This is a genomic window from Actinokineospora alba (assembly GCF_004362515.1).
Lineage (GTDB): Bacteria > Actinomycetota > Actinomycetes > Mycobacteriales > Pseudonocardiaceae > Actinokineospora > Actinokineospora alba.
This window is the reverse complement of sequence record NZ_SNXU01000001.1, coordinates 614,812-634,956: the sequence shown is the minus strand read 5'-3', so window position 1 is coordinate 634,956 and position 20,145 is coordinate 614,812. Positions and strand designations below refer to the sequence as shown.

General features: G+C 69.5%; 20 protein-coding genes. 10 read left to right on the top strand and 10 right to left on the bottom strand.

The annotated features are described in order from the left end of the window. The first annotated feature begins 61 nt into the window (after positions 1–61). The 4 genes from hsaA to hsaB are packed head-to-tail and all read left to right on the top strand — an operon-like array spanning position 62 to position 3,532. On the top strand, positions 62–1,225 hold the full coding sequence (hsaA, locus tag C8E96_RS02910; protein ID WP_091382035.1) for a 3-hydroxy-9,10-secoandrosta-1,3,5(10)-triene-9,17-dione monooxygenase oxygenase subunit: 1,164 nt from the start codon (positions 62–64) through the stop codon (positions 1,223–1,225). Beyond that, positions 1,225–2,085 carry a 4,5:9,10-diseco-3-hydroxy-5,9,17-trioxoandrosta-1(10),2-diene-4-oate hydrolase gene (gene hsaD / locus C8E96_RS02905; RefSeq protein ID WP_091381795.1) on the top strand — a complete coding sequence of 287 codons (861 nt, stop codon included), beginning with the start codon at positions 1,225–1,227 and terminating at the stop codon, positions 2,083–2,085. The genes hsaA and hsaD overlap by 1 nt, the downstream gene beginning before the upstream one ends. After that, a complete protein-coding gene (gene hsaC, locus C8E96_RS02900; RefSeq protein ID WP_091381797.1) occupies positions 2,085–2,984 on the top strand; it encodes an iron-dependent extradiol dioxygenase HsaC in 900 nt (299 codons plus the stop codon). Before hsaD ends, hsaC begins: the two co-directional genes overlap by 1 nt. After that, complete coding sequence (gene hsaB, locus C8E96_RS02895) at positions 2,981–3,532, top strand: 3-hydroxy-9,10-secoandrosta-1,3,5(10)-triene-9,17-dione monooxygenase reductase subunit (RefSeq protein WP_091381799.1); 552 nt, start codon at positions 2,981–2,983, stop codon at positions 3,530–3,532. The genes hsaC and hsaB overlap by 4 nt, the downstream gene beginning before the upstream one ends. Here hsaB and C8E96_RS02890 read toward each other — a convergent pair. After that, positions 3,501–4,607, bottom strand: a complete 1,107-nt coding sequence (locus tag C8E96_RS02890) for an acyl-CoA dehydrogenase family protein (protein ID WP_228770174.1) — start codon at positions 4,605–4,607, stop codon at positions 3,501–3,503. The genes hsaB and C8E96_RS02890 overlap by 32 nt on opposite strands. On the opposite strand from C8E96_RS02890, the gene C8E96_RS02885 reads away from it, so the two are divergent. Next, positions 4,607–6,265, top strand: coding sequence for a serine/threonine-protein kinase (locus C8E96_RS02885; RefSeq protein ID WP_091381802.1), 1,659 nt, complete (start codon positions 4,607–4,609; stop codon positions 6,263–6,265). The two genes, C8E96_RS02890 and C8E96_RS02885, sit on opposite strands and share 1 nt — an antisense overlap. Before the next feature lie 280 nt (positions 6,266–6,545). Here C8E96_RS02885 and C8E96_RS02880 read toward each other — a convergent pair whose 3' ends face one another. From C8E96_RS02880 to C8E96_RS02860, 5 genes are read right to left on the bottom strand one after another with little or no spacing between them, the layout of a single operon-like run. After that, positions 6,546–6,743, bottom strand: a complete 198-nt coding sequence (locus tag C8E96_RS02880; protein ID WP_133794135.1) for a hypothetical protein — start codon at positions 6,741–6,743, stop codon at positions 6,546–6,548. Further along, positions 6,740–7,846: an acyl-CoA dehydrogenase gene (locus C8E96_RS02875; RefSeq protein WP_091381804.1), complete on the bottom strand. Its 1,107-nt coding sequence runs from the start codon at positions 7,844–7,846 to the stop codon at positions 6,740–6,742. The genes C8E96_RS02880 and C8E96_RS02875 overlap by 4 nt, the downstream gene beginning before the upstream one ends. Continuing rightward, positions 7,843–8,961, bottom strand: a complete 1,119-nt coding sequence (locus C8E96_RS02870; RefSeq protein ID WP_091381806.1) for an acyl-CoA dehydrogenase family protein — start codon at positions 8,959–8,961, stop codon at positions 7,843–7,845. The genes C8E96_RS02875 and C8E96_RS02870 overlap by 4 nt, the downstream gene beginning before the upstream one ends. Continuing rightward, complete coding sequence (locus C8E96_RS02865) at positions 8,951–9,790, bottom strand: enoyl-CoA hydratase (RefSeq protein ID WP_091381808.1); 840 nt, start codon at positions 9,788–9,790, stop codon at positions 8,951–8,953. The genes C8E96_RS02870 and C8E96_RS02865 overlap by 11 nt, the downstream gene beginning before the upstream one ends. Beyond that, positions 9,787–11,301, bottom strand: coding sequence for a FadD3 family acyl-CoA ligase (locus C8E96_RS02860; protein WP_091381810.1), 1,515 nt, complete (start codon positions 11,299–11,301; stop codon positions 9,787–9,789). The genes C8E96_RS02865 and C8E96_RS02860 overlap by 4 nt, the downstream gene beginning before the upstream one ends. A gap of 60 nt (positions 11,302–11,361) precedes the next feature. Between C8E96_RS02860 and C8E96_RS02855 the strand changes: the two genes are divergently transcribed. From C8E96_RS02855 to C8E96_RS02835, 5 genes are all read left to right on the top strand, one after another. After that, on the top strand, positions 11,362–12,486 hold the full coding sequence (locus C8E96_RS02855) for an acyl-CoA dehydrogenase family protein (protein ID WP_091381813.1): 1,125 nt from the start codon (positions 11,362–11,364) through the stop codon (positions 12,484–12,486). Beyond that, positions 12,483–13,262 carry an SDR family oxidoreductase gene (locus C8E96_RS02850; protein WP_091381815.1) on the top strand — a complete coding sequence of 260 codons (780 nt, stop codon included), beginning with the start codon at positions 12,483–12,485 and terminating at the stop codon, positions 13,260–13,262. Before C8E96_RS02855 ends, C8E96_RS02850 begins: the two co-directional genes overlap by 4 nt. A gap of 19 nt (positions 13,263–13,281) precedes the next feature. After that, entirely contained in the window at positions 13,282–13,890 is a 609-nt protein-coding gene (locus C8E96_RS02845) for a TetR/AcrR family transcriptional regulator (RefSeq protein ID WP_091381817.1), read from the top strand. A gap of 2 nt (positions 13,891–13,892) precedes the next feature. Next, complete coding sequence (locus tag C8E96_RS02840; RefSeq protein WP_091381819.1) at positions 13,893–15,047, top strand: acetyl-CoA C-acetyltransferase; 1,155 nt, start codon at positions 13,893–13,895, stop codon at positions 15,045–15,047. Between the two features lie 65 nt (positions 15,048–15,112). Beyond that, positions 15,113–16,486, top strand: coding sequence for a WS/DGAT/MGAT family O-acyltransferase (locus tag C8E96_RS02835; protein ID WP_091381821.1), 1,374 nt, complete (start codon positions 15,113–15,115; stop codon positions 16,484–16,486). Here C8E96_RS02835 and C8E96_RS02830 read toward each other — a convergent pair. From C8E96_RS02830 to C8E96_RS02815, 4 genes are all read right to left on the bottom strand, one after another. After that, complete coding sequence (locus tag C8E96_RS02830; protein WP_091382036.1) at positions 16,437–17,528, bottom strand: NAD(P)H-dependent flavin oxidoreductase; 1,092 nt, start codon at positions 17,526–17,528, stop codon at positions 16,437–16,439. The two genes, C8E96_RS02835 and C8E96_RS02830, sit on opposite strands and share 50 nt — an antisense overlap. A 197-nt stretch (positions 17,529–17,725) precedes the next feature. After that, positions 17,726–18,475: a CoA-transferase subunit beta gene (locus C8E96_RS02825; protein WP_091381823.1), complete on the bottom strand. Its 750-nt coding sequence runs from the start codon at positions 18,473–18,475 to the stop codon at positions 17,726–17,728. Next, entirely contained in the window at positions 18,472–19,323 is an 852-nt protein-coding gene (locus C8E96_RS02820; protein ID WP_091381825.1) for a CoA transferase subunit A, read from the bottom strand. The genes C8E96_RS02825 and C8E96_RS02820 overlap by 4 nt, the downstream gene beginning before the upstream one ends. A gap of 11 nt (positions 19,324–19,334) precedes the next feature. Further along, complete coding sequence (locus C8E96_RS02815) at positions 19,335–20,081, bottom strand: enoyl-CoA hydratase family protein (protein ID WP_091381826.1); 747 nt, start codon at positions 20,079–20,081, stop codon at positions 19,335–19,337. Between the last annotated feature and the right edge of the window lie 64 nt (positions 20,082–20,145).

Genomic DNA, 20,145 nt, shown 5'->3' with positions numbered 1-20,145 from the left:
CGAGAACGTGTTCTAGTCTGACTGGTATCAGCAGAACACGTTTCAGTTTGGGGTGCGGTCGATGAGTGACGACGTCCTAGCCGCGGTGGGCGACCTGCTTCCCGGCCTGCGTGAGCGGGCCCAGGAGACCGAAGACGCCAGGCGAATCCCGGTGGAGTCGATCAAGGCGCTGCGCGAGGCGGGCTTCTTCAAGCTGCTTCAACCCGCCCGCTTCGACGGCCACGAGGCGTCGCCGAACACGTTCTACCAGGCGGTGCGGATGATTGCGGGCGCCTGCGGCTCGACCGGCTGGGTGGCGTCGGTGTTGGGCGTGCACCCCTGGCAGCTGGCCCTGTTCGACGACCGGGCGCAGCAGGAGGTGTGGGGCGAGGACACCGACACCCTGGTGTCCTCGTCGTACGCGCCGATGGGGCGGGCCAAGCCCGTCGACGGCGGGTTCCAGTTCAGCGGCCGGTGGAGCTTCTCCTCCGGCTGCGACCACGCGGGCTGGGTGTTCCTCGGCGGGCTGGTCCTCGGCGAGGACGGCACCCCGGTCGACTTCCGCACGTTCCTGCTGCCGCGCGCGGACTACGCCATCGATGACGTGTGGGACACCATCGGCCTGCGCGGCACCGGAAGCAACGACATCATCGTCGAGGACGTGTTCGTCCCCGAGCACCGCACCCTGAGTTTCATGGCCACCGGCAAGTGCGTCTGCCCTGGGCACGCGGTCAACACAGCGGCCATCTACAAGCTGCCGTTCGCCTCGGTCTTCTCGTGCTCCATCTCCGTGCCGGTCATCGGCATGGCCATGGGCGCCTACGACGCGTACATCGGCTACACCCGGGAGCGGGTCCGCGCGTCCACCGGTGGCAAGGCGGCCGACGACTCCTTCACTCAGCTGCGCATCGCCGACGCCGCGAGCCGCATCGACGGCGCCATCAGCGCGATCGAGCGCGATATCAACGAGGAACTCGCCTACGCCGAGGCGGGGGAGAAGATCCCGATGACGCTGCGGATGCGGGTGCGCCGCGACCAGGTCAACGCCACCGGCGCCGCGATCGGCGCGGTGGACCGGCTGTTCGAGAGCGCGGGCGGGCGCGCACTGAAGGCGGGCACCCCCATCCAGCGCTTCTGGCGCGACGCGCACGCGGGCCGGGTCCACGCCATCAACGACCCGGAGAAGGCCCTGGCCATGTACGGGCAGTCCGAGCTCGGTCTGCCGGTGCGGGACGCGTGGGTCTGATGACGTCCACTGTGGATATTTCCTCTGGCTTCGTTGACGCGGGCGGATACCGGGTGCACTACCAGGAATCGGGCTCCGGTGCGCCAGTGGTGCTGTTGCACGGCGGCGGGCCGGGCGCGTCCGGCTGGAGCAACTTCGGCCCGAACTTCCCGGTGTTCGCCGAGCGGTTCCGGACCATCCTCATCGACCAGCCCGGCTACGGGAAGTCCGACCGGCCCGAGGTGAAAGGCCAGTACTTCACCTTCAGCGCCGACGCGCTGCTGTCCACACTGGACGCGCTCGGCGTCGAGAAGGCCGACCTGGTGGGCAACTCCCTCGGCGGCGGAACCGCAGTGCGGTTCGCGCTGCGACACCCGGATCGCGCAGGCAGGCTCGTGCTGATGGCGCCCGGTGGGTTGAGCCTCAACGTGTTCTCACCGGACCCGACCGAGGGCGTGCAGAAGCTCGCCCGGTTCGGCGCGCCACCCGGACCGTCCAAGGAGAAGCTGGCGGAGTTCCTGCGGACCCTGGTGTTCGACCGCTCGCTCGTCACCGATGAGCTGGTGGCCGAACGGTTCGAAGCCGCCGCGGACCCGGACTCGCTGCGCGCCATGGCATCCATGGGCGCGTCCTTCATGCGGCCCGACACCTTCGAGGAAGGCATGCTCTGGCGCGAGGCGCACCGGCTGCGGCAGCGGGTGCTGCTGGTGTGGGGGCGCGAGGACCGGGTCAACCCGCTCGACGGCGCGCTGGTCGCCTTGAAGCTCATCTCGCGCGCGCAACTGCATGTGTTCGGCCGGTGTGGACACTGGGCGCAGTTGGAGAAGTTCGCCGAGTTCAACCGGCTGGTGCTGGACTTCCTTACCGATGGGAGCAAGTGATGGGCATCCGGTCCCTGGCGTACCTGCGCATCGAGGCCACCGACATGCCCGCGTGGCGCGAGTACGGGCTCAAGGTCCTGGGGATGGTCGAAGGCAAGGGAAGTGACCCGGAAGCGCTTTACCTGCGGATGGATGACTTCCCGGCCCGACTGGTGATCGTCCCCGGTGCGGCCGACCGGCTCTCGGCGTCCGGCTGGGAGGCGGCGAACGCGGCCGACCTGGACGAGGTGCGGGCGAACCTGTCCGCCGCCGAGGTGGCGTTCAAGGAGGGCACGGCCGAGGAACTCGCTGATCGTCGGGTGGCGGAGCTGATCCGGTTCGACGACCCGTCCGGCAACACCCTGGAAGTGTTCCACGGCGCGGCTTTGGAGCACCGGCGAGTGGTCAGCCCGTATGGCCACCGGTTCGTCACCGGCGAACAGGGGCTTGGGCACGTGGTTTTGTCCACAAAGGATGACGAGGCAGCCCTGCGGTTCTACCGCGACGTGCTCGGTTTCCGCCTGCGCGACTCTATGCGGTTGCCCCCGCAGCTCGTCGGTCGCCCGGCCGATGGGCCGCCCGCCTGGCTGCGGTTCTTCGGGTGCAACCCGCGCCACCACAGTCTCGCGTTCCTGCCGATGCCGACCCCGAGCGGGATCGTGCACCTGATGGTCGAGGTGGAGAATTCCGACGACGTCGGTTTGTGCCTGGACCGCGCGCAGCGGCGCAAGGTGCCCATGTCGGCGACGCTCGGCAGGCACGTCAACGACCTGATGCTGTCGTTCTACATGAAGACACCAGGCGGGTTCGACGTCGAGTTCGGTTGTGAGGGCAGGCAGGTCGACGACGAGGACTGGATCGCCCGCGAGAGCACCGCGGTTTCCTTGTGGGGCCATGACTTCGGCGTGGGCATGCGATGACCGTGGCCACCACCGTCGACTCCCGCACGTTCCGCGCGGCGCTCGGGCACTTCTGCACCGGGGTCACGGTGGTGGCCGCGATGGACGGCGGTGAGCCGGTCGGCTTCGCCTGCCAGTCGTTCGCGGCGCTGTCGCTGGACCCGCCGCTGGTGTTGTTCTGCCCGGGCAAGCAGTCCCGCGCCTGGCCCGCCATCGAACGGGCGGGCCACTTCTGCGTCAACGTCCTCACCCACGACCAGCGCGACGTCAGCACCGTGTTCGGCACCAAGGGCGCCGACAAGTTCGCGGGCGTGCCATGGCATCCGGCACCCTCCGGGGCGCCCGCGCTGGACGGCGTGCTGGTGTGGATCGATTGCGCCATCGAGGCCGTGCATGACGCGGGCGACCATTACGTCGTGGTCGGCCGCGTCACCACCCTGAGCGAACCTCGCGACGAGCGGCCTTTGTTGTTCTACCGCGGGCGTTATGCGGCAACGGAAACTTCCGAAGCCACGCCCGGCATCCTGGAAAACCTGATCACCTGGTCCCGCCATGACGACTGGATGTAAACGCGGCGAGATGGTCGCTGACCGGACCGAATAGCCGCGAAGTGCCGTGGGCGCGTTTGAAGTACAGGTGGGCGTCGTGCTCCCAGGTGATGGCGATGCCGCCGTGCAACTGGATCATCTCCGCCGCGACCGTTTGGAACGCCTCCGTGCAATGAATTCTGGCTGCGGCCGCGAGCACCGGCAGTGCACTCACATCCGCCTCTGCGGCGGCTTCAGCGGTGGCCCGCGCGGTCTCCACGAGCACGTGCAGGTCCGCCATACGATGTTTCAACGCCTGGAACGAACCGATCGGCCTGCCGAACTGGACCCGCTCCTTGCTGTACCTGACCGTCTCATTGAGACAGTGTGCCGCCGCGCCCGCCTGTTCCGCGCTCAACGCGACGCAAGCGAGGTCGCGGATTCGGGGCAGCGCCGAGGTCAGGTCGCCGCCCAACCGCACGGCAGGGGAGTCGACGGTGACAGTCGTCAGCCTGCGTGTCGGATCGAGGGTGGGGGTGCTCGTCCTGACCAAGCCGGGAGCGTCCGCCGTCACCTCGAACAGGCCGATTTCGGGGCCTGCCAAGGCGAAAACCAATACCGTGTCAGCAATGTCACCATCCAGCACATAATGCGCCTGCCCGGTTACCCACTGTCCCTTCGCTACGCAGGGTGGGTCACGCCAGGTTCCCTGTGCGTCGGACCACACCAGCGTCACGATCCGGCCGGTGGCGACTTCCGGCAGCAGCCGGGCGCATGCGTCGTCGTCGCCGGAGGCCAGCAGCGCGTGCGTGGCGAGAGTGGTTCCCAGCAGTGGCGCGGGTGTCAGCGTTCGGCCGAGTTCACCCAGGACCACGGCGGTTTCCGCGATGCCCGCGCCGAGCCCGCCGAAGCGCTCGGGGATGGCCAGCGCGGCGACGCCGATGTCCGAGCACAGGCGTTTCCAGAGGGCTGGGTCATACCCGAGATCGGACTCCATCGCCGTACGGACGTCCGAGGTGCGGGACAGCAGCAATCGCACGGTGTCACGCAGCGCGATCCGCTCTTGAGTCACGGCCCAATTCAACCAAACAATCGCTTGGTTGACTACCCGGACCAATGCGGTTGGTCCGACCGGGTTCGCTACTGTCACATGTCAACGTCGAATCCAAGGAGTGCCGGGTCATCGAAGAGGGTCAGCTTGTCGCCGATCGCTACCGGCTGCTGGAGACCATCGGCAGCGGAGCCATGGGAGTCGTGTGGCGTGCCAAGGACGAACGGCTGGGGCGGGTCATCGCGATCAAGCACCTGCACGTCCGGCCGGGCCTGAGCGCCGCCCAGACCGATGAGGCGCGCAGGCGCGCCATGCGCGAGGCGCGGATCGCCGCGCGGCTGCAGCACCGCAACGCCATCGCCATGCTGGACGTCGCCGAACACGACGGCGACCCGTGCCTGGTGATGGAGTACCTGGAGTCCCAGAGCCTCTCCGCGGTCCTGGCCGAGCGCGGCACGCTCCCGCCGGAGCAGGTGGCCTCCATCGGCCACCAGGTCGCCGCGGCCCTCGCCGCCGCGCACGCGGCCGGGATCGTCCACCGCGATGTCAAGCCCGGCAACATCTTGCTCGCCGGCGAGGGCACGGTGAAGATCACCGACTTCGGCATCTCCCGCGCGCTCGGCGACGGCACGATCACCGAGACCGGAATGCTCGCGGGCACCCCCGCCTACCTGGCGCCGGAGATCGCGCGCGGCAAGGACCCGGGCCACGCTTCCGACGTCTTCTCCCTCGGCGCCACGCTGTACCACGCGGTCGAGGGCACGCCGCCGTTCGGTTTGAACCCCAACCCGCTGGCCTTGCTGCACGCGGTGGCCTCGGGCCGCATCGACCGCCCACAGAACGCCGGGCCGCTCACGTCGACGCTGATGTCGTTGCTGCGCACCGAACCCGAGAACCGCCCGACGATGGCGGAGGCGGCGGCCACCTTGTCGACGCCGACCGACCAGCTGGCGCAGCTGGCGATGGCGGCGGAACCGCAGACCAGACCGGTGCGCCCGGTGATGCGCCCGCAGGCCCCACTGCCCGCTCGCCCCGCCGAACAGCACGACTGGCGCTCGTCCCGCCCCACAGAGCAGGACGACTGGCGCCCAGCTCGGCCAACCGAACAGGACGACTGGCGCCCGACCCGGCAGGCCGACCACGACACCCGCCCGGTCCGCCACGAGCCGCCCGCGACCGCTTACGTCCCCGAGCCCAAGCGGCCCGCGCCCGCCCGCAGGCAGCCCGACCCGGTGCGCACCAAGCTGATCGCGGCGGTCGTGGGTGTGCTGCTGCTGATCGGCGGCACCATCGCGTTCATCGCGATGAACGCCGCGAAGGGCGACACCGCCGACGCGTCACCCCCGTCGTCCTCATCGTCGGATCGGCCCAGCACCACACCGTCGACGGCGGTGACGGGTGCGGAGAAGGTCACCAGCTATCCGGCCGCGGGCGAGCTGGTCATCGCCTACTACGGCAAGGCGTCCCTCGACGACCGCTGGAACATGCTCGGCCCCAACGGCAAGGCGGCCTTCGCCGACCGAGCGGCATTCGACGAGTACTGGGGCCAGTTCAAGTACGTCAGCTCCCGCAACGCCCGAGGCGTGACCGCCAACTCGGACGGCTCAGTGAACGTGCCGGTCGACGTCACCACGAGCACCGCCGCGGGCGAGGAAATGAAGAAGCGGACCGTGAAGGTCATCCTGGTCGGCGGCAAACACCTCATCGACTCCGACTCGCGATAACCCGCTAGTCGCGCTGGGCGTCGGCGGTGCCACAACCGCGGTGCCCGCAACCCCGCGACCTCACAACCCGCAACCCCGCCACCCCGCGACCCGCAACCCTGCGACCCACAACCTCGCGACCCGCAACCCCACAACCCCGCGAACGCAACGGGCCAAGCCCAACGGCCTGTTTGGGTGGTTCGCCTTGATTCGGGGGAAATGGGGCTAAACTCGCGGTGCGGGTGGGCTTTACGTGCCCCGCCTTTTGACCCGCACAGCCCCATTTCGAGGGGTCCCCGAATCAAGGCGAACCACCCAAACAGGCACCCACCCACAGGAACCCGCGCACCCCGCGCACCCGCACCCCGCGCACCCGCACCCCGCGCACCCGCACCCCGCGCACCCGCACCCCGTGCACCCGTGCACCCGCGCACCCGCGCAGCAAGAACCCGCGCAGCAAGAACCCGCGCAGCAAGAACCCGCGCAGCAAGAACGTCATCGAGCAACGAGCGACTCCAACACCCGCGCCCGATGCACAGACGCCGCACCCCACGCCGATCGCAGCGCACGAACCTTAGTAAGCCACAACCCAAGATCACACTCCCGCGTGTAACCCACCGCCCCATGCACCTGCAACGCCACCCGCGCCGCCCGATCCGCTGCTTCCCCCGCAGCCACCTTCGCCGCCGACACATCACGCGGACTCATCGTCACCGCCGCACCGAACACCAAGGGCCGCGCCAGTTCGAGCCCCACGAGAACATCGGCAAGCTGGTGCTTCACAGCCTGAAACCGCCCAATGGGACCACCGAACTGCGTGCGCGCCTTGGCATAATCGACCGCCCGCTCCAGCAGCCCCTGCCCCAACCCAACCAACTGCGCCGACACAGCCAACACCCCAACCTCAAACGCGGGATGCTCTACTACGGGCGCGTCAACCCGAAACAGCCGCCGAGCCCCGTCCACAGAGGACACAACCCGCCCCCCACCGCCGTCGAAGTCGCCCAGCCGGCCCCCACCGCCGTCGAAGTCGCCCAGCCGGCCCCCACCGCCGTCGAAATCGCCAAGCCGACCTCCGAGCAGCCCCCGCCCTTCCCAGGGGGGACGGCCCTTGGCCAGTCTATCGGGGGTGGGGGGTGGAGGGGAGGGGGTTGGGGTGGGCTGTGGATAAGGCAGCCCTGCTGTGGACAAAGGTGGGGTGAGGATGACGTCGGCTATGTCGGCGTCCAGGGCGTGGGGGACGTGGGGTGGGAGGACTACGGTGGCGATCACCTTGCCGCAGGCCAAGTCCGGGAGCAGGGACACGTCGGCCAGGGATGGTGCGACCGCGACGGATTCCACCAAGGGGCCGGGAACGGCGTGCCTGCCGAGTTGTTCGAAGGCGACCACCAGGTCGACCGTGGTCGCGTCAAGGCCGCCGAAGCGTGCGGGGACGGCGAGGGCCATGACACCCAGGTCGGCGAGTTCCCGCCAAATCGCGAGGCCGGGAGCGTGGTCACCCGCGGCCCATGCCCTAGCCGCGGAAGGAACTGCGGCGGCGGACAGGAAATCGTCGAGGGACGCGGCGAACTGGCGCTGTTCCGCGGACAGGGTGAACTTCATCGCGGCAGCCCCAGCAAGCGCTCAGCCACGACGTTGCGCTGGATCTCATTGGTGCCCGCATAGATCGGGCCCGCCAGCGAGAACAGGTAACCGTCCTGCCAAGGCCCCGCCAACTCGCCGTCAGCCCCAAGCAGGTCGAGCGCGGTCTCGTGCAGCGCGACATCCAGTTCCGACCAGAACAGCTTGGTGACACTCGATTCCGCCCCCAGTTCACCGCCCTCGGCCAACCTGCTCACGGTGCCGAAGGTGTGCAGCCGGTAGGCCTGCGCCCCGATCCACGCGTCGACCACCCGGTCGCGGGAAGACAGGTCGCCCCGGGAAACCCACAGGTCGACCAACCGGTCCGCGGCCGCGAGGAAGCGTCCTGGGCTGCGCAAAGACAGTCCGCGTTCGTTGCTGGCCGTGCTCATCGCGACCCGCCAGCCGTCGTCGACCGCGCCCAAAACGTCGCAGTCCGGGACGAAGACGTTGTCGAGGAAGATCTCCGCGAAGCCGGGTTCGCCGTCGAGCTGGTCGATCGGGCGGACGGTCACCCCTTCGGCCCGCAGGTCGAACAGGAAGTACGTCAACCCCTTGTGCCGCGCCGCCTCCGGGTTGGTGCGGAACAGACCGAAGCCCCGGTCGGCGAACGACGCCCGCGAACTCCACGTCTTCTGACCCGACAACAGCCACCCGCCGTCCGTGCGCACCGCCCGGCTGCGCAGCGCGGCCAGATCGCTGCCCGCCTCCGGCTCGGACCACGCCTGAGCCCACACGTCGTCAGCCCGCGCCATCCGGGGCAGCAACCGGTCCCGCTGCTCCTGGGTCCCATGGGCGAACAGGGTGGGCGCCAACAGAAAGATCCCGTTCTGGCTGACCCGCCCCGGCGCCCCCGCCGCGTAGTACTCCTCCTCGAACAGGACCCACTCCAGCAATGACGCGTCCCGCCCGGTGTACTCGGCGGGCCACGACACCACCGCCAGCCGCGCGTCGGCCAGGGTCCGCTCCCACTCCCGATGCGCGGCGAAGCCAGAGGCGGTGTCCATCGACGGCAGACCCTCGGGCACGTGAGCCGCCAGCCACGCGCGGACCTCGTCGCGGAAGGCAGTCACGGCGGGTGACAGGTCAAGATCCATCAGCGGCCTGCTTCATCGAGCGGGCGTCGAAGCCGCCAAGGGAATCCTTCGACACCTCAGCGTTGTGCGCGTGCGCGAAGTGGTGCAGGCCGAACACCGAGTCCATGCCCGCCCGCATCCCCATCTGGTCCTCCGCCTGGTTGACGGCCTTCTTCGTCAACGCCAACCCGAACTGCGGCATCTCCGCGATCCGCGCCGCGAGTGCCTCCACTTCGGACTCAAGCGACTCCCGGGACACCACCCGGTTCACCATCCCGTGCCGCAGCGCCCAAGCCGCGTCGAAGCGGTCGCCGGTGAACAGGAACTCCTTCGCCGCGCGCGGACCCAGCACCCACGGGTGCGCGAAGTACTCGACCCCGGGAATCCCCATGCGCACCACCGGATCCGAGAAGAACGCGTCGTCCGAGCAGACGATCAGGTCGCACACCCAGGCCAGCATCAGCCCGCCCGCGACGCATGCGCCCTGCACCATCGCGATCACCGGCTTCGGGATCTCCCGCCACCGCCTGCACATCCCGAGGTAGACCTCGCTCTCCCGGGCGAACCGCTGGTCACCGCCCTCGCGCCCGACATGGTCCCACCACAGCACCGCCTTGCGCTCGAACGAGACGTCCACGTCCCGGCCCGGCGTGCCGATGTCGTGCCCGGCGGAGAAATGCTTGCCCGCACCGGCCAGCACGATCACCTTGACCTCGGGGTCATCCACCGCCCGGCCGAACGCCGTGTCCAGCGCGTAGGTCATCGCGGAGTTCTGCGCATTGCGGAACTCCGGGCGGTTCATCGTGACCACGGCCGTGGCGCCACGACGCTCGTAGAGGACCTCGCTCATCCGTCCCTCAGCATTCTCTTGAGAATCTTCCCGGTGGCGTTGCGCGGCAGCTCCGTCCGGAACTCGACCGAGCGGGGAATCTTGTAGTTGGCAAGCCGTTCCGCGCAGTGCGCCAGAACGTCCTCAGTGGACAATGAGGTGCCCGGGGCCAGGATGATGTGCGCCCGGCCGACCTCGCCGAGCCGCTCATGCGGCACCCCGACCACCGCGCACTCCGAGACCCCCGGCAGCCGGGCGAGCACCTGCTCGACCTCCGCCGGATACACGTTGAACCCGCCGCACACGTACATGTCCTTGAGCCGGTCGGTGATCGTCAGGTACCCGTCCGCGTCAAGCACGCCCACATCCCCGGTGTGCAGCCAGCCGTCGCCGTCGACGGCCTGCGCGGTGGCCTCGGGATCGTCAAGGTAACCGAGCATGACATTGGGCCCACGCACCAGGATTTCCCTTGTGTCCCCGGCGATCCGCACCTCAAACCCGGCGACCGCCCGGCCGGAGGTACGGGACACGGTCTCCGGCGCGTCACCGGGACGGCACATCGTCACCACGACCGCCTCGGTCAGCCCGTAGGCGGTCAACACGGTCTGGAAGCTCAACTCCGAGCGCATCCGCTCCACCAGCACGACCGGCACGGGCGCGGCCCCGGTCACCGCCAGCCGCAGCGTCGACGGCCGCTTGCCTGGCCGGTCGAGCATCGTCTGGTAGATCGTCGGCGGACCGGGAAGCACGGTGATCCGCTCGCGCTCGACCAGCTCCAGCGTCCGATCGAGGTCGAACACGGCCTGCGGCACCATCGTCGCCCCGCTGAGCAGCGCGGCCAGGATGCCCGCCTTGTAGCCGAAGCTGTGGAAGAACGGGTTGACGATCAGGTACCGGTCGGCCGAGGTCACCTCGCCGCACTCCACCCACGCGGCGGCCACCCCGAGCGCCTGCCGGTGCGCGGTCATCGCCCCTTTGCTGCGCCCGGTGGTGCCCGAGGTGAACAGGATGTCGGAGACCTGGTCCGGGGTGACCGCGTCGGCCCGCGCCCGCGCCACCTCGACCGGCACCCGTTCCGCGACCGCACCCAGCGCGTCCCACTCGATCACGTCCGGCGACGGCCGGTCGCCCTCGCCGGGAATCCGGATGACGGTCACCCCGTCAAGAAAGCCCTGCAACCTGGCAAGTCGGTCCACCCCAAGGAATGTGCCCACGACGAACAGTGCCCGCGCCCTGCTGCGGGTCAGGATTTCGGCCATCTCCGGCTCCGTGAACCGTGTGTTCACCGGCACCGCCACGCATCCCGCGTACTGCGCGCCCAACACCGCGGCCACCCAGTGATGGGTGTTCGGTGCGCACAACGCCACCCGGTCCTCAGGCGCAAGGCCCTCCGCGATCAAGGCCCGGGCCACCGTCTCGGCGGCGGTGAGCAGGTCGTGCCAGCTCAGCCGCACCGAGCCGTCCGCGACCGCCTCGCCGTCGCCGAACCGCTCGGCCGCCGCGCGCAACGCCGCCGGGGTGGTGGTCGTCACCGAACCTCCTCCAAAGCAAGTGCTTGGTAGGCTACTGTACCGACGGGAGCAAGAGCGGAGGTGCGCGTGGACGATTTTCGGGCATCGGCGCGGGAGTGGCTGGCCGACAACCTCTCCGGCGAGTACCGCCACCTGCGCGGACTCGGCGGACCGGGTCGTGAGCACGAGGCGTTCGACGAGCGCCTCGCCTGGGATCGCCACCTCGCCGCCGCGGGCTGGACCTGCCTTGGCTGGCCGGTCGAGCACGGCGGCCGCGCCGCGAGCCTCGCCGACCGGATCGCCTTCCACGAGGAGTACGCGCGAGCCGACGCACCCGCCAGGGTCAGCCACATCGGCGAGGAACTGCTCGGCCCGACCCTGCTCGCGTTCGGCACCGACGAGCAGCGCAAACGTTTTCTTCCAGGGATCCGGCACGTCCGCGAGCTGTGGTGCCAGGGCTACTCCGAGCCGGACGCGGGCTCCGACCTGGCGTCGGTGCGCACGTCGGCCCGCCGCGACGGCGACGACTGGGTGATCACCGGGCAGAAGGTGTGGACCTCGCTGGCGCACCTGGCCGACTGGTGCTTCGTGATCGTCCGCACGGACCCCGGCTCGCGGCGCCACCACGGCCTGTCCTACCTGCTCGTCCCAATGGACCAGCCCGGGATCGAGGTCCGCCCGATCGTCCAGCTCACCGGCACTTCCGAGTTCAACGAGGTCTTCTTCGACGGCGCCCGCACCGCCGCCGACCTGGTCGTCGGCGAACCCGGCGACGGCTGGAAGGTCGCCATGGGCACCCTCTCCTTCGAGCGCGGCGCCGCCACCCTCGGCCAGCAGGTCGGCTTCCGCCGCGAACTCGACGCCCTCGTCGCCCTGGCGACCAGGAACGGCGCCGCCGACGACCCGGCGATCGCGGAACGGCTCGCCCGGGCCCGCGTCGGCCTGGAAGTCATGCACGCCTACGCCATGCGCGGCACCGACGCCTCCGTCGCGAAACTCGTCTGGTCCCGCTGGCACCGCGGTCTCGGCGAACTCGCGATGGACGTCATCGGCGCGGCCTCGATGCTCACCCCGGACGGCCTCGACGAGTGGCAGCGGCTGTTCCTGTTCAGCCGGGCCGACACGATCTACGGCGGCTCCGACGAGATCCAGCGCAACATCATCGCCGAGCGTGTCCTCGGCCTGCCGCGAGAGGCCCGCTCATGAAGATTCCGCCGTACCCGGCCGGGCACGCCCTGCTCGACGGCAAGGTCGTCGTCGTCACCGCCGCCGCGGGCACCGGCATCGGCTCCGCGGTCGCCCGCCGCGCGCTGGAGGAGGGCGCCAAGGTCGTCGTCAGCGACTGGCACGAACGCCGCCTGAACGAGACGGCCGCGAAACTGGCCGCCGACCACCCCGGCAAGGTGCACTCACTGGTCTGCGACGTCACCGACGAAACCCACGTGCAGGCCCTCATCGACGGCGCCGCGGAGCACTTCGGCCGCATCGACGTCCTGGTCAACAACGCAGGCCTGGGTGGCACCAAGTCCATTGTGGACATGACGGACGACGAGTGGTCCCGCGTCCTCGACGTCACCCTCAACGGCACCTTCCGCTGCACCCGCGCGGCGGTCCGGCGGTTCATCGCCCAAGGCGGCGGCGGGTCGATCGTCAACAACGCCTCGGTCATCGGCTGGCGCGCCCAGCTTGGCCAAGCCCACTATGCGGCGGCCAAGGCTGGGGTGATGGCGCTGACCAGGTGCACCGCCGTCGACGTCGCCGAACACGGCATCCGGGTGAACGCCGTCGCGCCCAGCCTGGCCATGCATCCCTTCCTGGCCAAGGTGACCAGCGACGAACTGCTCACCGAACTGGCGGGCCGGGAGGCGTTCGGCAGGGCCGCCGAGCCGTGGGAAGTCGCCAATGTCATGGTGTTCCTGGCCGGCGACTACGCCTCCTACCTCACCGGAGAGGTCATCTCGGTCAGCAGCCAGCACCCCTGAGCGAAGGAACACCCCAGACATGCGAGAACGGAAGCCGTCCGAGGGCACCGGCAGACGCGCCGAGCTGCTCGCGCTCGCCGCCGACATGTTCGCCGAGCGCGGGTTCCGGGCCACCACGGTCCGCGACATCGCCGACCGCGCGGGCATCCTGTCCGGCAGCCTCTACCACCACTTCGACTCGAAAGAGTCGATGGTGGACGAGATCCTGACCGGCTTCCTCGACGCGCTCTTCGGCCGCTACGACGAGATCCTCGCCCGCGGTCTCGGCCCGCGCGAGACCCTGGAGGCCATCGTCGCCGCCTCCTTCGCCGCGATCGACGAGCGGCACGCCGAGGTCGCGATCTACCAGAACGAAGCCGGGTACCTGGCCGAGTTCGAGCGGTTCGGCTACATCGAGGAACGCAACGTCGAGTTCCGCAAGATGTGGTCGGCCATCCTCACCGACGGCATCGCCCGCGGCGCGTTCCGCCCGGACCTCGACGTCGAGGTCGCCTACCGCTTCCTGCGCGACACCGTCTGGGTCGCCGTCCGCTGGTACAGCCCCGGCGGCCCGCTCACCCACGACGACATCGCCAGGCAGTACCTGGGCATCCTCCTGGACGGGATCGCCACCAAGACGAAGGAGTGATCATGGCCGAGGCCTACATCGTCGACGCCCTGCGCACGCCCACCGGCAGGCGCGGCGGAGCGCTCAGCGGCGTGCACCCGCTCGACCTCGGCGCGCACGTGCTGCGCGCGCTCATGGGTCGGACGGACATGGACCCGGCGGCGGTCGACGACGTGGTCTTCGGGTGTGTCGACACCATCGGCCCGCAGGCAGGCGACGTGGCGCGGCTGTCCTGGCTGGCCGCCGGGTTCAGCGACGAGGTCCCCGGGGTGACCGTCGACCGGCAGTGCGGGTCGAGTCAGCAGGCCCTGCACTTCGCCGCGCAGGCCGTGCTCAGCGGCACCGCCGACCTGGTCGTCGCGGGTGGCGTGCAGAGCATGAGCCAGATCCCGATCGGCTCGGCGATGACCGTCGGGCAGCAGTTCGGCTTCCCCACCCCGATGTCCGGGTCCACCGGCTGGGCCGCGCGCTACGGCGCCGAGGAGGTCGACCAGTTCCGCTCCGCCGACCTGATCGCCGAGCGCTGGGCGATCGGGCGCGAGGAAATGGAGCGGTTCGCCCTGACCAGCCACCAGCGCGCGGTGACCGCCATCGACGAAGGCCGGTTCGACCGCGAGCTCGTCCCGCTCGGCGACGCGCGGGTCGACGAGGGCCCGCGCCGGGACACGTCACTGGAGAAGATGGCCGGGCTCAAGCCGCTGCGTGAGGGCGGGATCTCCACCGCGGCCATGGCCAGCCAGATCTCCGACGCCGCCAGCGCGGTTCTCGTCGCGTCCGAACGCGCGGTCAAAGACCACGGCCTTGTCCCGCGCGCGCGTATCCACCATTTGTCCGCGCGCGGCGACGACCCGGTCTACATGCTCACCGCCCCCATCCGGGCGACCCGGTTCGCCCTGGACAAGGCCGGAATGTCCATTTCGGATATCGACCTGTTCGAGGTGAACGAGGCGTTCGCCAGCGTGCCGCTCGCGTGGATCTCCGAGACCGGCGCGGACCCGGCGAAGGTCAACGTCAACGGCGGCGGGATCGCGTTGGGACACCCGATCGGCGCGACCGGGACCAAGCTGTTCACCACGCTGCTGCACGAGTTGGAACGCACCGGCGGCCGCTTCGGCCTGCAGACGATGTGCGAAGGTGGCGGTCAGGCCAACGTCACCATTGTCGAACGTCTCGGTTGATTGCGGTAACCACATCCGAGTGGCAGCGTTGACCCTTCGGGACGACCCGTACCAGGAGGAACGCGATGGCGATGATGCCCGTGACGGATTCGATGTTCCTGCTCGGCGAGTCGCGGGAGCATCCCCTGCACGTCGGCGGGCTGCAGCTGTTCCAGCGTCCGGAGGGCGCCGGGCCGGACTTCGTGGGCAACCTGCACCGCGAGCTGCTGTCCGAAGTCGACATCCGGTCGCTGTTCCGGCGCAGGCCGCGCGGGATCGGCACGGTCGGGCCGCTCGCCTGGGCCAACGACGATGACATCGATCTTGAATACCACGTCCGGCTGTCCGCGCTGCCCGCGCCGGGCCAGGTCCGCCAGCTGCTGGAGCTGGTGTCGCGGCTGCACGGCTCGCTGCTCGACCGGCACCGGCCGCTGTGGGAGGCGCACCTGATCGACGGGCTGTCGGAGAACCGCTTCGCCGTGTACACCAAGGTCCACCACGCGCTCGTCGACGGCGTGTCCGCGCTGCGGCTGCTGCAGAAGTCGCTGTCGGAGGACCCGGACGAGCGCGACATGCGTCCGCCGTGGTCCCCGCGGATGCGTACCGACGCGGCGGCGCCGCCACGGGGTCGCGAGGGCCCGCCGCTGAGCGGCATCGCCAACGCGTTCGGCGCGGTCCGCGACGTGATCAGCCTGGCCCCGGCGGTCGTGCGTTACGCCAATCAGGTGTTTCAGGAGCAGTCCGCGACGCTGCCTTTCGAGGCGCCGAAGTCGATGTTCAACGTCCCGATCACCGGTGCCCGCCGGTTCGCCGCGCAGGGCTGGCCGATGGACCGCATCCGCGCCGTCGGCGTCGCCGCGGGCGCCACGGTCAACGACGTCATGCTGGCCATGTGCGCCGGCGCGCTGCGCGAGTACATGATCGAACTGGGTGCGCTGCCGGACAAGCCGCTGGTCGCGGCCGTCCCGATCTCCCTGCGCTCGGACAGCGACGGTGAGGCGGGCGGCAACGCCGTCGGGCTGATCCTCTGCACGCTGGCCACCGACGTCGAGGACCCGGTGGACCGCCTCACCGCCATTTCGGAGTCCATGCGGCGCGGCAAGCAGTTCTACAGCGGCATGAGCCAACTCCAGATCACCGCGCTCAGCGCCATCCCGTTCGCCCCACTCGCGGTGGCCCTGGTGCCCGGCGCGCAGAAGCTCACCCCGCCGGCGTTCAACCTCCTGATCTCGAACGTCCCGGGCCCGAAGCGCCCGCTGTACTGGAACGGCGCGCGGATGGAGGGCGTGTACCCGGTGTCGATCCCGTACGAGGGGCAGGCACTCAACATCACGGTGACCAGCTACGACGGCAGCCTGGAGTTCGGCCTGACCGGGTGCAGGCGCACGGTCCCGCATCTGCAGCGGTTGCTCACGCACCTGGAGACGAGCCTGGCGGCGATGGAGAAGGAACTCGTCTGAGTGTCGCCAGCCGCTCGGCGGTCTCCTGGGCCTGAGCCATGATCGCGTCGATCAGGTCCGCGCAGGTCGGGAGATCGTCGAGCAGGCCGACGACCTGACCGCTGGCCAGCACACCCGCGTCGGTGTTGCCCTCGACCAGGCCTGAGCGGAGCAGCATGGGCGTGTTCGCGGCCATGATCACCTGCGACCAGCTCAACTCCTTGCCGTGGCGCATGGCCAGGCCCTCACGGACCATCGCCGACCAGCTCAGCTTCGTCAGCGCGCGGAACCTCGTGGCGTTTCGGACGGCGGCGGCCAGGCCCCGGATTCGGCCGGACCTCTCCAGCTTGTCCACCAGCTCGGTGCGCAACACACGATGCGGCATCCCGTCCACCCGGGTGCTGACGACCGTGCCGTCGAGCCCCCGCTCGAGATAGGCGCGCTTCACCTCGTCGGGCACGGTGCTCTCCTGGGTGAGGAGAAACCGCGTCCCCATAGCGATCCCGGCCGCGCCGTAGGACAAGGCGGCCATCAGCCCACGACCGTCGAAGAACCCACCGGCGGCCACCACCGGGATGTCCACACTGTCCACAACGGACGGGAGAAGAAGTGTCGTGGCCACCGGTCCCGTGTGCCCACCGCCCTCCCCGCCTTGCACGATGACGGCGTCAGCACCCCAGGCCGCGACTTTCTCGGCATGCCGCGCGGCACCGACGGAGGGGACCACGACGACGCCGTGGTCCTTGAGCTTGCTGATGAACTCCTTCTTGGGCGCCAACGCGAAGGAGGCGACCTTGACCCCTTCACGGATCAACAAGTCCACCCGCGCGGGGGCGTCCACCGCGTCGGCCCGCAGATTGACCCCGAACGGCTTATCCGTGCGGCCCTTGGTTTCCGCGATCGCCTTGGCCAACTCGTCGTAGGTCATGGTCGCCGAGGCAAGAATCCCAAGCCCACCCGCTTGCGCGACGGCCCCGACCAACCGAGGCCCCGCGACCCACCCCATCCCGGTCTGCACCACCGGGAACCGAACCCCGACCAACCTCGTGAACGCCGTTTCCATCAAGTTGTCCACACCTACCTCCGGCTATCCACAGGAAGATCCACAACCGCCCACCCAGCCCTTACCCCCGATAAACTGGACAAGGGCCGTCCCCCCGGGACGGGTGGGGGCTGCGATTTTTCGGGTTTCGGTCGCAAAATTGAGAACTTCGGGCTTGCTTTGTCGACCGAGTCCCGGGGCTGGCGAGCTGGATGCGCTCATCGGTGTGTCGCCGCCCGGACCGCGGGCTCGCGGGAGGGGACCTCGCGCTCGCGCAGGTTGTTGGGGTCGAGGGTGTGCAGCAGGGTCAGTTCCTCCGGCGTCGGCGTCCGGGTCTCCACTGCGTCCTCAACGGACAAAGCAAAACCCGTCGCTGCTTCCACCTCTGCGACCGTCACGCCCGGATGTACCGACACGAGCCTCATCGCGCGGGTCGGGGTGTCGAAGTCGAGTACGGCCAAGTCCGTCACGATCCGGTGGAGGTCATGAAAAGGGCCCGCCGCCTTGTCGTAGCCGACGCCCGAAACCATGTCGACCTGGTCGACGAAAACTCGTGGGCTGTGCTTCGGAACCCAGTAGCTGGTTCGGTGGTTGACCGTGTTGCCCGGCGCCCCGCGTACGCCGAGTAGTTGGCGTTGGGGTTGGGCGTGGTCGCCGATGCAGGAGATGTTCTGGTTGCCGAACCGGTCGAGCTGGTTGGCGCCCATGACGACGTGTCTGCGGCCCCACGCCAGGACGTCGAACACCGCCCGGTACGGCAGCCAGCCCTCGACCTGGCCGGGTGTTCCCAGCGCCGGTGTGTCGGCGAACAGCAGGGCTTCGCCGTCGGAGATGAGCAGGTCGGGGGCGAAGGTCAGGCGGGCAAGGCGGGCGCCCAGGGTGGGCATGGTTCCCATGGGGCTGGCCAGGATCTCGCCGTCCCCGCGGAACAGGTCGGCGCACGCGACGGCGCAGATGTCGGCTCTCATGCGGGTACCCCAACCTCGGCCTGGTACGCGGCCTCGTCGCCGGACAGGTAGCGGTTCGTGAACTCAGCCCACAGCGCCGGGTCGGCCGCCGACCGGGCGTAGGAGCGCTGGAAGGCTTCGTCGCGGCCATAGTCGGGAGCGCAGCTGGTGAAATGCGCACCACGCGGCGTTTCCACGACACCGTCGACCATCATTCGGTTGAGCAGCAACGTTTGCACTGGGGCCGTGGCGGTCAGTTCCGCTGTGTCGACGATCTGTTCGCAGGAGACATAGCGGCGTTCGGCGGCCAGGCAGAACAGGTCGTCGAAGTACGGGTCGGGGCCGAGGTACTGGGCGTTGCCGTGGCGGTCCGCCCGGTTGAGGTGGACCAACGCCGCGTCGAGCCGCAGCGCGGGCATCGCGACCAGGTCCTCGCCATCGTCATACGGCGACCGGACAGTGCGCAGCGTCGGGTCGAGTCGCAACACATCCGAGCCGAGGCCCGCGCGGATCGGCAGGAAAGGCAACCGGTGCGCGGCGGCCCGCAGGCCACACTGGAGCATCCCCTCATCCAGTTCGCGGACCTCGATCCGCGCGTTCTCCCTGGCGTGCTTGAACCACGGGTCGTAGGCGATCGTGTCCAGCGAGACGAACCCGAACACGACCTTGCGCACCTGCCCCGACGCACACAGCAGACCAACGTCCGGCCCGCCGTAGGACACGACCGTCAGATCCTTCAACTTCGACCGCAGGATGGCCCGCACCAGCGCCATCGGCTTGCGTCGCGAGCCCCAGCCGCCGATCCCGACCGTCATGCCGTCGGACAGGCAGGCCACCACCTCGTCGGCCGTCATCCGCTTGTCGCGCACCGTGATCCTCTCTAGTTCTTGCCGTCCAGAAAGGACTGGCGGGCGTGGTCGGACGCGCCGATCAGGTTGAGCTCATAGGTGAAGCCCTGCTCGAAGCGGTAGCTGCGGTGCACCGGCTGCGGGTCGATGCCGTTGATCGCTTCCTTGGCCCGCCGGATGACCCGGGTGTCCTTCGCCGCGATCTCCTTCGCCAGTGCCAAAGCGGCCGAGTCGAGCGATGCGCGCGGAACCACCTCGTACACCGATCCATAGTGGAGCAACGTCGCCGCGTCGACCGACCGGCCGGTGAAGTACAGCGTGCGCATCAGGTGCTGTGGGACGAGCCGCGCCAGGTGGGTCGCCGCGCCCAACGCGCCGCGGTCCACTTCGGGCAGGCCGAACGTCGCGTCCTCGCTGGCGATGACCACATCGGCGTTGCCGACCAGACCGATCCCGCCACCGAGGCAGAACCCTTGCACCGCGGCGATCACCGGCACCGCGCAGTCGTACACCGCGGCGAAAGCCGCGTAGCAGCCCCGGTTCGCCCCGACCAGCGCGTCGTACCCGGTCGCGCGCTGGATCTCCTTGATGTCCACGCCCGCGTTGAACCCGCGCCCCTCGGCCCGCAACACCACCACGTGCGTCGACTCATCCCGACCCGCCGCGGTCACCGCGTCGGCGAGGTCGAACCACCCCTGCACGGGGATCGCGTTGACCGGCGGGAAGTCGACGGTGACGACCGCGACGCCCGTGTCGACGCGGCTGGTCGTGATGCCCATGGTGGGCCCGCCTCCTTCCAAACCTAGCGATTGCTTGGTACGTTAGCAGCGGATCCCGACGACG

What these genes read in the sequence shown, in the direction of transcription:
- hsaA (WP_091382035.1), top strand. Translation starts at nt 62, where the DNA reads ATGAGTGACGACGTCCTAGCCGCGGTGGGCGACCTGCTTCCCGGCCTG.
- hsaD (WP_091381795.1), top strand. Translation starts at nt 1,225, where the DNA reads ATGACGTCCACTGTGGATATTTCCTCTGGCTTCGTTGACGCGGGCGGA.
- hsaC (WP_091381797.1), top strand. Translation starts at nt 2,085, where the DNA reads ATGGGCATCCGGTCCCTGGCGTACCTGCGCATCGAGGCCACCGACATG.
- hsaB (WP_091381799.1), top strand. Translation starts at nt 2,981, where the DNA reads ATGACCGTGGCCACCACCGTCGACTCCCGCACGTTCCGCGCGGCGCTC.
- C8E96_RS02885 (WP_091381802.1), top strand. Translation starts at nt 4,607, where the DNA reads ATGCGGTTGGTCCGACCGGGTTCGCTACTGTCACATGTCAACGTCGAA.
- C8E96_RS02880 (WP_133794135.1), bottom strand. Translation starts at nt 6,743, where the DNA reads ATGACGTTCTTGCTGCGCGGGTTCTTGCTGCGCGGGTTCTTGCTGCGC.
- C8E96_RS02875 (WP_091381804.1), bottom strand. Translation starts at nt 7,846, where the DNA reads ATGAAGTTCACCCTGTCCGCGGAACAGCGCCAGTTCGCCGCGTCCCTC.
- C8E96_RS02870 (WP_091381806.1), bottom strand. Translation starts at nt 8,961, where the DNA reads ATGGATCTTGACCTGTCACCCGCCGTGACTGCCTTCCGCGACGAGGTC.
- C8E96_RS02865 (WP_091381808.1), bottom strand. Translation starts at nt 9,790, where the DNA reads ATGAGCGAGGTCCTCTACGAGCGTCGTGGCGCCACGGCCGTGGTCACG.
- C8E96_RS02850 (WP_091381815.1), top strand. Translation starts at nt 12,483, where the DNA reads ATGAAGATTCCGCCGTACCCGGCCGGGCACGCCCTGCTCGACGGCAAG.
- C8E96_RS02845 (WP_091381817.1), top strand. Translation starts at nt 13,282, where the DNA reads ATGCGAGAACGGAAGCCGTCCGAGGGCACCGGCAGACGCGCCGAGCTG.
- C8E96_RS02840 (WP_091381819.1), top strand. Translation starts at nt 13,893, where the DNA reads ATGGCCGAGGCCTACATCGTCGACGCCCTGCGCACGCCCACCGGCAGG.
- C8E96_RS02835 (WP_091381821.1), top strand. Translation starts at nt 15,113, where the DNA reads ATGGCGATGATGCCCGTGACGGATTCGATGTTCCTGCTCGGCGAGTCG.
- C8E96_RS02830 (WP_091382036.1), bottom strand. Translation starts at nt 17,528, where the DNA reads ATGGAAACGGCGTTCACGAGGTTGGTCGGGGTTCGGTTCCCGGTGGTG.
- C8E96_RS02825 (WP_091381823.1), bottom strand. Translation starts at nt 18,475, where the DNA reads ATGAGAGCCGACATCTGCGCCGTCGCGTGCGCCGACCTGTTCCGCGGG.
- C8E96_RS02815 (WP_091381826.1), bottom strand. Translation starts at nt 20,081, where the DNA reads ATGGGCATCACGACCAGCCGCGTCGACACGGGCGTCGCGGTCGTCACC.